Origin of the sequence: Salipiger marinus, from assembly GCF_035481585.1 — a bacterium.
GTDB classification, from domain to species: domain Bacteria; phylum Pseudomonadota; class Alphaproteobacteria; order Rhodobacterales; family Rhodobacteraceae; genus Salipiger; species Salipiger marinus.
In genome coordinates this window covers 63,999-75,826 of record NZ_JAYKSL010000002.1, presented here as the reverse complement: position 1 = coordinate 75,826, position 11,828 = coordinate 63,999, and the positions used below count along the sequence as shown (strand labels likewise).

The window sequence follows — 11,828 nt, the reverse complement described above, 5'->3', positions numbered from 1 at the left end:
GGTTTTGTCGCCTGTCGCTGGGGGCGTGTCATTACGCCTGACTTGAACTGAATTTGCCTGTCCCTGCCTATCTTGGGTGATTACCCGCTTCAAAAGATCAATTCTTGAGATAGTCTGTAGAAAAACTAATAGGTCACCATGGATCGCCCGAACCTTCCGCTGAATGCGCTACGCGCCTTCGAAGCCGCCGCCCGCCATCTGACGCTGACCCATGCGGCGGTGGAGCTTTGCGTGACGCAGGCCGCCCTCAGCCATCAGATCCGCAATCTGGAGGACCGGCTGGGCGTGGCGCTGTTCCGCCGCGTGCCGCGCGGGCTGGTGCTGACCGAGGAGGGTGTGGCGCTGGCCCCCGTGGTGACCGCCGCGCTGGACAGCATCGGCGAGACGCTGGACCGGTTTTCCGGGGGCCGGTTCCACGAAGCGCTCAACCTTGGCGTGGTCGGCACCTTCGCGATCGGCTGGCTGATCCCGCGCCTGCCCGAGTTCGAGGCCGCGCATCCCGAGGTCGACCTGCGCATCTTCACCAACAACAACCGCGTCACCATCACCGGCGAGGGGCTGGATCTGGCGCTGCGTTTTGGCGACGGGTCTTGGCACGGGCTGGCCTCGGTCAAGGTGATGGAGGCGCCGCTGACGCCGATGTGCGCGCCCGCTCTTGCCGCGGGGCTGGAGGGGGCGGCGGATCTGCGCGGGCTGACGCTGCTGCGGTCCTACCGCAGTTCGGAATGGGAGCGGTGGTTCGAGGAGGTGGGGCTGCCCTGCCCGCCCCTGCGCGGCCCGACGCTGGACAGCTCGCTGGCGCTGGCCGAAATGGCGGCGCAGGGCCACGGGGTCGCGATCCTGCCGCACCGGCTCTTCCGGCTCTGGGAGGAGACCGGGCGCCTTGTCCGCCCCTTCGCGCCGGAGGTGGACATGGGCAGCTACTGGCTGACATGGCCGCAGACCCGCAAGGAAACGCAAGGAATGCGCAGCTTCCGCACATGGCTGACTTCGGCGCTGGCCTGAACCGGGCGCCCGGGGCGGTCTGCCCGAGCCTGCGCCAACGCAAGGGCAAAGCCCGCGCGGCAAACACAGGGTGGTGTGGCCTCCGCGCGGCCCCGCGCGCGGCAGAAACTCCGCACCCGGCGAACAGCTCTGGCACCGCGGCGCGCGGGGCCGTAAACTGGCGGGATGAAAGATCCTACGAACGATCAGGTTGCGGAACTCGCTGCCGCGCTGGACAGGCTCTCGCGGCGATTCAAGCTGTCGGATGCCAGTCTGGGCGGGCGCCCGCTGGCCGAGATAGACAAGCATATCCTCCAGCATGTGGCGGCCCAGCCCGGCTGCGGGCCCTCGGATGTGGCGCGCGCTTTCGGGATTGCGCTGACGACCATTTCCTCGGCCACGGACCGGCTGGCCAAGCGCGGACTGCTGCAGCGGCTGCGCCCGTCGGATGACCGCCGCGCGGTGGCGCTGCAGCTGACCGACGAGGGCGTCGCCTATGCCGAAGCGCAGCGCGCCGCGCATCAGACCATGTTCCGCGCCATGCTGGACCAGCTTCTGCCAGAGGAACGGCCCGTTTTTATCGGCCTGATCGGGAAAATCTCTTCCTCCGAGGATTGAATAGTCCGAATGTCGTAGTAATATCTCCTTGCATGACGGCTCACCCCAACATCGCAAGGGATGAAGACATGGCCATTTCCATCAACGGCAGAGACGTAGCGCTTCCGGACGACCCGCGCGTGTCGCTGGCCGATCTGCTGCGCGACGACCTGAACCTCACCGGGACCAAGATCGGCTGCAATCAGGGCGGCTGCGGCGCCTGCACCGTGCTGCTGGACGGCGCGCGCGTGCTGTCCTGCCTGACGCTGGCCGTGCAGGCCGAAGGCCGCCGGGTCACCACCATCGAAGGGCTGGCGGAGGCAGACCAGCTTCACCCGCTGCAGGCGGCCTTCATCGCGCAGGACGGGTTTCAGTGCGGTTACTGCACGCCCGGCCAGATCTGCGCCGCCGAGGCGCTGCTGCGCGAACTGGCGGAGGGGCTGCCCAGCTATGTCACCGCTGACATCACGGCCCCGGCCCCGCTCAGCGCCGAGGAAATCCGCGAAAGGATGAGCGGCAATCTCTGCCGCTGCGGCGCCCATCCCGGGATCGTCGCGGCGATCCTGCAGGTGGCAGAGGAGCGCGCGGCATGATCCCCTTCAGCTACAGCCGCGCCGGCACCGCAGAACAGGCCACCGCCGCCGCCGCATCCGGGCACCGTCTGCTGGGGGGCGGGACCAACCTTGTCGACCTGATGCGCCGGGGGGTGGAGCAGCCGGAGAGGCTGGTCGATGTGACCGGCCTGTCGGATGACATCCGCCCGACGCCGCAGGGCGGGCTGATGATCGGCGGCGCCGTCCGCAACGCCGCGCTGGCGGGGCATCCTGCGGTGCGCCGCGAGTATCCGGTGCTGTCGCGCGCGGTGCTTGCCGGGGCCTCGGCGCAGATCCGCAACATGGCGACGGTGGCGGGCAACATCATGCAGCGCACCCGCTGCGCCTATTTCACCGATGCCGCCACCCGTGGCTGCAACAAGCGCAGCCCCGGCAGCGGCTGCGACGCGCAGGGCGGCTTCAGCCGCTATCACGCCATCCTTGGCGGGTCCTCCGCCTGCATCGCCACCCATCCTTCGGACATGTGCGTGGCCCTTGCCGCGCTGGACGCGCAGGTCCACCTTGCCAATGCCGCCGGTCTGCGGGTGGTGCCGCTGGTGGAATTTCACCGCCTGCCCGGCGATGCGCCGCATCTGGACACTGTCCTGCAGCCCGGCGAGATCATCACCGCCCTTGAACTGCCGCCCCCGCCCGCCGCGATGCGGTCCGCCTATCGCAAGGTGCGGGACCGGGCGAGCTATGCCTTTGCGCTGGTCTCGGTCGCGGCCTGCGTCACGGTTGACCGGGGCACGCTGACCGACATCCGGCTGGCCTTTGGCGGCATCGCGCCCAAGCCATGGCGTGCCCTGCGGGCCGAAGAGGCGCTGCGCGGCGCCCCCGCCACGCCGCAGGCCATCGCGGCAGCGCTGGCGCTGGACTTTGCCGAGGCCAAGCCGCTGGACGGAAACGCCTTCAAACTGCCACTTGCCAGCCGCACCGCCATGGCGGTTCTGGCCGATCTGATCGGAGATGCCGCATGAGCCGGGTTCAGAACGCCGTCATCGGCTCCGTCCGCACCGTGGTCGGCTGGCTGCCGGAACGCTGGCTGCCGGGCGGGTCGCCCGATCCGCTGATCGGGCGACATGGCGAGGTCGGGCGGCAGCTTGGCCATCTCGACGGCCCGCTGAAGGTAACCGGGGCCGCGCGCTTTGCCGCCGAGGTGCCGCTGGAGCAGCTCTGCCATGCCGCGCTGGTCCACAGCCCGGTCGCGCGCGGGCGCATCGCCACGCTCGACACCCGCGCGGCAGAGGCGGCTCCGGGCGTGGTTCTGGTGCTGACGCACCGCACCATGCCGCGCCTGGAGCCCGTGCCGCTGATCAGCATCACCAACATGACGGCGGTCGGCAACAGCGCGCTGCCGATCCTGCAGGATCCTGAAATCCGCTATAACGGGCAGGTCGTGGCGCTTGTCCTTGCCGAGACCCCGCAGCAGGCCGATTTTGCCGCAAGCCTGATCGACATCAGCTATGACGAGGCCCCCGCCCGCACCCGGTTCGACGCAGCCAAACCGCAGGCGCGCACCCCCGCCTCCATCCTTGTGGAGCGGAACGAGGAGGCGGTCGGCGATGCCGAGGCGGCGCTGCGGCAGGCCGCGTTTCAGGTCGATGCCATTTACACCACCCCGGGCCACAACCACGCCGCCATCGAGCCGCATGCGGTGACCGCCGCCTGGACCGGCGACAGGCTGGTGCTGCATGACGCGACGCAGGCCATCGCCCCAACGGCGGCGGCGCTGGCCAAGCTTTTCGACATCAGGCGCGAGGATGTGCGCGTGCTGTCGCCCTTTGTCGGGGGCGGCTTTGGCGCCAAGGGGTTCTGGGACCATCACGTGCTGGCGGTTGCCGCCGCCCGGCTGGTCCGCCGTCCGGTGCGGCTGGTGCTGAGCCGCGAGGCGGTGTTCCGCATGGTCGGTGGCCGCAGCCCGACCGAACAGCGCGTGGCACTTGCGGCGGAGGCCGGGGGCCGGTTCACGGCGCTGATCCATACCGGCTATTCGGTCATGCCCCCCTATGGCGCCTGCCCCGAGCAGTATACGCTGGGCAGCCGTGCGCTCTATCGGGCGCAGAACGTCCGGTTCGGGCAGAAACATCTCGACCTTGACGTGGTGCCGAACACCTACATGCGCGCGCCGGGCGAAGCCGTGGGCAGCTTTGCGCTGGAAAGCGCCGTGGACGAGCTGGCGCATCAGATGAGCATGGACCCGATCGAGCTGCGGCTGCGCAACGATCCCGAGGTTCACCCGCTCAGCGGCATCCCCTTTTCGCAGCGGGCGCTGGCCGAAGCCTACCGTCAGGGGGCGGAGGCGTTCGGCTGGGCCGCGCGCAGCGCCACGCCGCGATCCCGGCGCGAGGGCGAATGGCTGCTGGGGATGGGCTGTGCGACGGGGAGCTTTCCCTATGTCCGGATGCCTGCAGGTGCCGTCCGCATCCGCCTGACCCGTGACGGGCGGGCCAGCGTTGCCTGTTCGGCGCAGGACATGGGCATGGGCACCGCCACGGTGCAGAGCCAGCACGCCGCCGACCGGCTTGGCCTGCCGCTGGCGGCGGTCAGTTTCGAGATGGGGGATTCAGACCTTCCGCCCGCGCCGATGGCCGGGGGATCGGGGCAGACCGTATCGATTGTGGCGGCGGTGGCCGCTGCCGCAACCAAGCTGACCGGCGAACTGCTGCGGCTTGCGGGCAATGCCAGCCCGCTGGCCGGGTTGCGCGCGGGCGAGGTGCGGCTGCAGGAGGGCGGGCTGGTCAGCCTTGCCGATCCCACGCGCCGCGACAGCTTTGACGCGATCCTGTCCCGGGCGGGGCGCGAGGACATCACGGTGACCGAAAGCGCCGCAGCCCCGCTGGAGATGTTCAAATATGCGATGCAAAGCCAGTCCGCCAATTTCTGCGACCTGCGGGTCAGCGCGGTGACCGGCGAGATCCGCATCACCCGGCTGTTGGGCGTCTTTGATGTGGGCACCATCCTCAACCCCCGCACCGCCGCCAGCCAGCTGCGCGGCGGGATGATCATGGGGCTTGGCATGGCGCTAAGCGAGGAGGTGCTGTTTGACGAGCGCAGCGGGCGGATCATGAATGCGGGCCTTGCCGATTACCACATTCCCGCCCATCTCGACATTCCCGAGATCGATGTGCGCTGGACCGGCCTTCCCGATCCCAGATCGCCGCTTGGCGCCCGGGGCATCGGCGAGATCGCCATCACCGGGGTCGCCGCCGCCATCGCCAACGCGGTGTTCAACGCCACCGGAACGCGCCTGCGGGATCTGCCGCTGACGCTGGACAAGCTGCTGGAGGAGGAGGGCGCTTGAGCGCCCTCCCCTGCGCAGGCGCAAGGGAATGCCGCTGCCGGGGCCGGAGCCTCAGGCGACGGCGATGATCGAATAGTCCGGCGTGCCGTCCCAGACGAGATCCCATGACGCCCCGGGCCGCACGTTCTGGATGGCCTGGGGTTCGAAACAGACCAGACAGGTGCCACCCGGTGCGGGCGCGCGCACGGAGGGATAGATCAGCCCGCGCGCGCCCTGCCGCCGCAGATGCTGCGCAAGGCTCTGGCCCTCGGGATAGCCGATCGCGGGGTCGGGATGCAGCGCCGGATGGCCGGGTTCGGCGGTGATGTCCTTGAACCCGCCGATAAAATCCGCCAGCAGTTCCACATAGCGGGCGCTGTCCCGCAGGCTGCCGGTATAGGTCAGCTCCCGCGTGCGGTGCCACGCGACCTCGCTGACGGACACCATGACATCCCACGCGCAATACCATGCGCCGCGCTCTTCGCTGTTGAAGCGGTTGCCGCCCGCCCGGGTATAGGTGAAGGCGGCGTTGACATGGGTGTCGCCATAGATGCGCAGGTCTTGGCTGCGCCGCCGCCATGCCAGTTCGCGCGGGTCAAGATGCGGGTTGCGGCCCCGCTCGGCCTGCAGCCGCCCGCTGGTCATGCCTTCGATTTCGGCAAGGATCGCCAGTTCGTCATCACTATCGACCAGACCGCGCAGCGCGGGCGGCTTGTGATGGGTCGCGGGCAGCAGGCGGACAAGCCCGCGGTCCGAAATCTGGGTCTGCGTCATGCGCCGCCCCGCAGGGCATCCAGATAGGTCCGGATCGCAAGGATCTGCGGCAGGCCGCCTTCGATCGCGCTGTCGAGCGGGCGTGCCCCGCCAAAAAGCGGGCCGGTGTTGGGCCGGGTGATCCATGTCCGGGCAAGCGGGTCGGAAAAGTAAAGCTCCAACGATTTGTAGATGCCCACCACCGCGCTAAGCCGCAGCAGCTGGTCCTTGGTCAACTCGCCGGCAAAATCGGGCTTTCTGGCGCGCTTCCACGTGCTTTCGGACATGTCCGCCAGCGCCGCCGCCTCTTTCAGGCTCAGCGCCCAAGCTTCGACGATGCGCGCATAGGCCTTGAGCGCGACGGCAGTGATCCGGGCGGAATCGCGGGTTTCGGCGACAAGCTGCATCTTGATCTCCTTTGGGGCAAACATAGGCCATATGGCCGTAAAGTAAAGTCCATATGGTCTGTGTGCCGGTTTGAGGCCGTCGCCTCCCACCCCTGCAACGCTCTACGCGACAGCCCTACGGTTGACCTGCCCGACGCCGACCCGCTAGGGGCGCAGCGGCAGCCCCGCGCGAAAGGATTGGACATGGCACTCATCATCGGCTTCCTGCTTGTTGCGGCGCTTGGGATTGCGCATCAGTTTGGCCTGCGGGGTGTGCGCGCGCTGAAACCGAACCCGAACGAGGCGCCGCAGCGCGCCATCGCCATCGCGTTTCTGGGGCTGCTGGCGCTGCATATGCTGGAAATCGTGGCCTTTGCCGCGATCTATCGCGGCCTGCTGCACTGGGGCGCGCTTGGCGGCATCGGCACCGGGCAGGAGATGGACTGGGAGCAGCTTGTCTATTTTTCTGGGATGAATTTCGCCACGCTGGGCTATACGCAGATCGAAACCAGCGGCCCGATCCGCCTTGTCAGCATGATGCAGTCGCTGGGCGGCTTCATGGTGCTGACATGGTCGGCGACCTTTCTTTACACCGTCAGCGAACGGGCGTGGCGCGAATAGCGCGCGCCCGCGCCGCAGGGTTTCGGAAACCTTCTGCCGGGTTGCGGGTTCACGTCTGGAACAGGTGTCTGGCCGGGTGCGCCCGGCCCCGCCTGGGGAAAGGACGTGAACATGGCCCCAAGAGCGCTTTGGAAAGGCCAGCTGCGCCTGTCGCTGGTGTCGATCCCGGTCGAGATCTACTCTGCCCGCAATTCCGGCGCGCGGGTGTCCTTTCGACAGATCCACGGGCCGTCCGGCAAGCCGGTGCGCTACCAGAAGACGGTGGAGGGCGTGGGCCCGGTCGACAGCGCCGACATCCTCAAGGGATACGAGACCGACAAGGGCGAGTATATCCTGCTGGACCCGGACGAGATCGACGCCATCAAGCTAGACACCAAAAAGACGCTGGAGCTGGTGCAGTTCGTCGAAAGCTCCGAGATCGCGCCGATCTGGTTTGACCGGCCCTATTACGTCGTGCCCACGGACGAGCTGGCCGAAGACGCCTATCGCGTGGTGCGCGACGCGCTGCGCAAGACCCGCAAATGCGGGCTCGGGCAGCTGACCATGCGAGGGCGCGAGCATCTGTGTGCCATCCGGCCTTGCGGCGACGGGCTGCTGATGGAGACGCTGCATTACAAGGAAGACCTGCGCGCGGCGGATCCGATGTTTTCAGGCATCGCCGATGCCGCCTCTGACGACGAGCTGCTGGAGGTCGCGACACAGCTGATCGAAAAGAAGACGGCGCCGTTTGATGCCACCGCGTTTGAGGATCATTATGCCTCGGCGCTGCAGGATCTGATCGATCGCAAGCGCAGATCCCGCAAGACGCCCCGCGCCAAGGCGGATGACAAGGACAAGGGTGGCGAGGGTGAAAACGTCGTCGATCTGATGGATGCGCTGAAGAAAAGCCTCAAGGACAGCCGGGGCGGCGCGCGCCGCAAGAAAGCGTCATGAGATCGCTGGAGACCTATGAGGCGAAGCGCGATTTTGCGGCGACGCCCGAACCCCGCGCCGACCTGGCGGAGGCCGGGAGCCCGCAGCTTTCCTTTGTCGTGCAGAAGCATGACGCCAGCCGCCTGCATTACGATTTCCGGCTGGAATGGCAGGGCGTGCTGCTGTCCTGGGCGGTCACCAAGGGGCCTTCGGCGGATCCGGGGCAGAAGCGCCTGTCGGTGCGCACCGAAGATCACCCGCTGGCCTATGGCGCTTTCGAGGGCACCATTCCCGAATCCCAGTATGGCGGCGGCACGGTGATGCTGTGGGACAGCGGCTGGTGGGAGCCGCTTGGCGATCCGGACGAAGGGCTTGCGGCGGGCAAGCTGAAATTCCGCCTGCATGGCGCGCGGATGAAGGGCGGCTGGACGCTGGTGCGGATGCGGGGCAAGCCGCGCGAGCGGGCCGAGAACTGGCTGCTGATCAAGGAACGCGACCGCTTCGCCGGGCGCAGTCCGGACGGGCTTACCCGTCGCCACCGGACCAGCGTCACCACCGGGCGCGCCATGCGGGCCATCGCGCAGGCGCAGCCCCCCGCTGAGGCCCGTCATACCAAGCCCGCGCCCCGGTTCCGCGCGGTGCAGCTGGCCACGCTGAAGGACGCGCCGCCTTCGGGCGAGGGCTGGCAGCACGAAGCGAAGTTCGACGGCTACCGCTGCCTGATGGCGGTCGGCAAGGGCGGCGTGCGGCTTTACACCCGGAACGGCAAGGACTGGTCGGACCGCTTCGGCGCGCTCTGCGCCCCTGCCGCCACCCTGCCCTGCGCGGCGGCGCTGATCGATGGCGAGGTGGTTGCGGGTCATGGCGGCGATTTTGGCGCCCTGCAGGAGGCGCTGAGGTCGGGCGCGCCGCTGACCTATTACGCCTTTGACTGCCTGTCGCTGGATGGTGCCGACCTGACCACCCGGCCGCTGTCGGACCGGCGCCGCGCGCTGGAGGGGCTGATGCAGCCGCTGCCCCCGCGCGGCCCCTTGCGGCTGAGCCCGGTGCTGGCGGGAGATGGCGCGGCGGCGCTGGCTGCGGTCTGCGCGGCGGGCGGCGAGGGCGTGGTGTCAAAACGGCTGGATGCGCCCTATCGCGGCGGGCGGAGCGGCAGCTGGATCAAGTCGAAATGTCTGCGCCGCGCCGAATTCGTGGTGGCGGGCTGGTCGCCGTCGGACAAGCGCGGGCGGGCGTTTTCCTCTTTGATCCTCGGCAGTTACGAGGATGGCGCGCTGGTCTATCGCGGGCGGGTCGGCTCGGGCTTCACCGAACGGGATCTTGAGGCGCTGACGGCGGCCATGGCGCCGATTTCGCGCAAGACCACGCCCTTTGACGGCACCCTGCCGGAGGAGGCGCGCGGCGCGCGCTGGATCACCCCCCGGCTGGTGGTGGAGGTGTCCTATGCCGATTTCACCGGCGAGGGCCGTCTGCGCCACGGCGTGTTCCGGGGGCTGCGCGAGGACAAGCCAGCAGAGGAGGTCAGCGCCATGGCTGAAGCCGAAGCCGAAGCCGACAGCCAGACGGAAACCCGCAGCATCGCGGGCCTGCGCGTGTCCAGCGCCGGGCGCGTGGTCTATCCCGGGGCGGGCGTCATCAAGGGCGAGGTGGCGCAGTATTATGCCGACATCGCCGACCGGATGCTGCAGCACGCGGCGGACCGGCCCCTGTCGCTGCTGCGCTGTCCCGATGGCATCGGCGCGGAGTGCTTTTTCCAGCGGCATGCCGGCAAGGGCTTTCCCGATGCCGTGAAGCCGGTGCCGATCCGCGAAAAGGACGGCACGACCGCCGATTACATGTATGTGACCACAGCCGAAGGGCTGGTCGGGGCCGCGCAGATGGGGGCGCTGGAAGTCCACCTGTGGGGCGCGCGCCGCGACCGGCTGGAGCGGCCCGACCGGCTGGTCTTTGACCTTGATCCCGACCCGTCGCTGGGATTCGCCGATGTGGTCGCCGCAGCCACGGACCTGCGCGAGGGGCTGGCGGCGGTGGGGCTCGACAGCGCGCCGATGGTGACGGGCGGCAAGGGCGTGCATGTGGTGGTGCCGCTGCGCCGCGTCGCGGGCTGGGACACGGTGAAGGGGTTTGCGCAGACCTTCGCCCGCATCCTCGCCGAACGCCATCCCGACCGCTATACCGCGACCATGTCCAAGGCCAAGCGCAAGGGCCGCATCTTCATCGACTGGCTGCGCAACGAACGCGGCGCCACCGCCATCGCGCCCTACGCCCTGCGTGCCCGGCCCGGGGCCGCCGTGGCCCTGCCGGTCAGCTGGTCAGAGCTGGCCGGTCTGGACCGCGCCGACGGCTTTCACATGGACGATGCGCGGGACCGGCTGTCCTCCCCCTGCCCGCTCTTGACGGCCAAGCCGCATGGCATCGGCGCGGGCGTGGTCGCAGCACTGGAGGACTGGTCGCAGCGCTAGGCGCGGGATCAGGGCCGCAGCCCGCCTGCGGCGATGGTGTCGCGCAGCAGATCCACCGCCTCGGCCAGCCGCAGGTCGATCTCGTGCAGATACTGCGTCCAGTCGGACAGGTGCCGCAGTTCTTCGGCGCCGTCAGAGATGCCGCGCAGCCCCATCAGCGGAATGCCGAAACGCTGCGCCGCGCGCAGATGGGCAAAGGTTTCCATATCCACCATCTCCTCGGCGATGGCCTCATAGGCGGGACCACTGACGATATTCGCCCCGGTGGACAGGCTGGCGGCGGCAAGACCGGGAAGCCGGTGCGGCAGGTCGACCCGCGCGGGCAGGTCCAGAAACGGCGTGCGCCCCCGCTCGAACCCCAGCGCAGAGGCATCCATGTCGCGATAGGCCACGGCGGAGACCTGATAGACCTGCCCCTGCTCCAGATGGCGCGAGCCTGCCGACCCCAGCGAGACGATCAGGCGCGGCGGCCGCGGCAGCGCCGCCAGCGTCGCGGTCAGCACCACCGCCGCTTCCACCGGGCCGACGCCGGTCATCAGCGGCGTGATCCGGGCGCGCAGCGCCGGGCCATATTCCGCCTCGGCGGCCATCACGAACAGGACCGGCATCCCGGCCACCATATCTGTGCTCTGCGTCATGATCTCTCCGTTGCTGGTCCGAGGTGACACGCCCCCCTGCGCGCGGTCAAGGCATCCGGGCTGCGGTCCGTGGCGCGCTCCTTCATGATGACTAGGAAACACGCGCGGGTTAGTTTCCTAGTCAACAAGATGAAGCGAGTCGCGATGCCCCTTTCTGACCTGACCGACCACACCGGATACTGGCTGCGCATGGTGTCCAATGCGGTGTCGCAGGAGTTTGCCCGCAAGGTCACGGCAGAGGGGGTGACGGTTGCGGAATGGGCGTTTCTGCGGGCTGTCTATGGCGAGGACGGCACCTCTCCGACCGCGCTGGCGGACAGGATGGGCATGACGCGCGGCGCGATCAGCAAGCTGGCCGACCGGCTGGTGGCGAAAGGGCTGCTGCGCCGCTCGGCCACCGGCGGGCGCGGTCAGAGCCTGACGCTGACGCCGGAAGGGCGGGCGAAGCTGCCCGTGCTGGCGCGGCTCGCCGACGAGAATGACGCCGCGCATTTCGGCGTGCTGACCGCGGAGGAGCGTGACGCGCTTGACCGGATCCTGCGAGCCCTTGCCGAACGCCGGGGCCTGACGAAACCGCCGGTGGACTGACCCGCCGGATC

12 protein-coding genes are annotated in these 11,828 nt (G+C 68.8%); 9 read left to right on the top strand and 3 right to left on the bottom strand.

Annotated features, from left to right (window positions below; all coding sequences use genetic code 11):
* The first annotated feature begins 138 nt into the window (after positions 1-138).
* The 5 genes from VK682_RS03500 (at position 139) to VK682_RS03480 (ending at position 5,478) form a co-directional block, all read left to right on the top strand.
* Positions 139-1,005, top strand: a complete 867-nt coding sequence (locus tag VK682_RS03500) for a LysR family transcriptional regulator (protein WP_230796211.1) — start codon at positions 139-141, stop codon at positions 1,003-1,005.
* A gap of 165 nt (positions 1,006-1,170) precedes the next feature.
* Positions 1,171-1,602, top strand: a complete 432-nt coding sequence (locus VK682_RS03495) for a MarR family winged helix-turn-helix transcriptional regulator (RefSeq protein WP_089844910.1) — start codon at positions 1,171-1,173, stop codon at positions 1,600-1,602.
* 68 nt (positions 1,603-1,670) lie between these two features.
* Positions 1,671-2,174, top strand: coding sequence for a (2Fe-2S)-binding protein (locus VK682_RS03490; RefSeq protein WP_324781457.1), 504 nt, complete (start codon positions 1,671-1,673; stop codon positions 2,172-2,174).
* A complete protein-coding gene (locus VK682_RS03485; RefSeq protein ID WP_230796213.1) occupies positions 2,171-3,154 on the top strand; it encodes an FAD binding domain-containing protein in 984 nt (327 codons plus the stop codon). Before VK682_RS03490 ends, VK682_RS03485 begins: the two co-directional genes overlap by 4 nt.
* Entirely contained in the window at positions 3,151-5,478 is a 2,328-nt protein-coding gene (locus tag VK682_RS03480) for a xanthine dehydrogenase family protein molybdopterin-binding subunit (protein WP_230796214.1), read from the top strand. The genes VK682_RS03485 and VK682_RS03480 overlap by 4 nt, the downstream gene beginning before the upstream one ends.
* 51 nt (positions 5,479-5,529) lie before the next feature.
* Here VK682_RS03480 and VK682_RS03475 read toward each other — a convergent pair whose 3' ends face one another.
* Both VK682_RS03475 and VK682_RS03470 read right to left on the bottom strand, forming a co-directional pair.
* On the bottom strand, positions 5,530-6,231 hold the full coding sequence (locus VK682_RS03475) for an RES family NAD+ phosphorylase (protein ID WP_230796216.1): 702 nt from the start codon (positions 6,229-6,231) through the stop codon (positions 5,530-5,532).
* On the bottom strand, positions 6,228-6,617 hold the full coding sequence (locus VK682_RS03470; RefSeq protein WP_230796218.1) for an MbcA/ParS/Xre antitoxin family protein: 390 nt from the start codon (positions 6,615-6,617) through the stop codon (positions 6,228-6,230). Before VK682_RS03470 ends, VK682_RS03475 begins: the two co-directional genes overlap by 4 nt.
* 183 nt (positions 6,618-6,800) lie before the next feature.
* Here VK682_RS03470 and VK682_RS03465 point away from each other — a divergent pair, with 183 nt between their 5' ends.
* The 3 genes from VK682_RS03465 to ligD all read left to right on the top strand — a co-directional run bounded on the left by VK682_RS03465 (position 6,801) and on the right by ligD (position 10,591).
* Positions 6,801-7,217, top strand: a complete 417-nt coding sequence (locus VK682_RS03465) for an ion channel (RefSeq protein WP_230796219.1) — start codon at positions 6,801-6,803, stop codon at positions 7,215-7,217.
* Between the two features lie 111 nt (positions 7,218-7,328).
* Positions 7,329-8,150, top strand: coding sequence for a non-homologous end joining protein Ku (ku, locus tag VK682_RS03460; RefSeq protein WP_230796220.1), 822 nt, complete (start codon positions 7,329-7,331; stop codon positions 8,148-8,150).
* Complete coding sequence (gene ligD, locus VK682_RS03455; protein ID WP_324781456.1) at positions 8,147-10,591, top strand: DNA ligase D; 2,445 nt, start codon at positions 8,147-8,149, stop codon at positions 10,589-10,591. Before ku ends, ligD begins: the two co-directional genes overlap by 4 nt.
* An 8-nt stretch (positions 10,592-10,599) precedes the next feature.
* On the opposite strand, the gene VK682_RS03450 is transcribed toward ligD, so the two are convergent.
* On the bottom strand, positions 10,600-11,229 hold the full coding sequence (locus tag VK682_RS03450) for a 5'-methylthioadenosine/S-adenosylhomocysteine nucleosidase (RefSeq protein WP_324781455.1): 630 nt from the start codon (positions 11,227-11,229) through the stop codon (positions 10,600-10,602).
* A 144-nt stretch (positions 11,230-11,373) separates the two neighbouring features.
* On the opposite strand from VK682_RS03450, the gene VK682_RS03445 reads away from it, so the two are divergent.
* On the top strand, positions 11,374-11,817 hold the full coding sequence (locus tag VK682_RS03445; protein ID WP_324781454.1) for a MarR family winged helix-turn-helix transcriptional regulator: 444 nt from the start codon (positions 11,374-11,376) through the stop codon (positions 11,815-11,817).
* Positions 11,818-11,828: the final 11 nt, after the last annotated feature.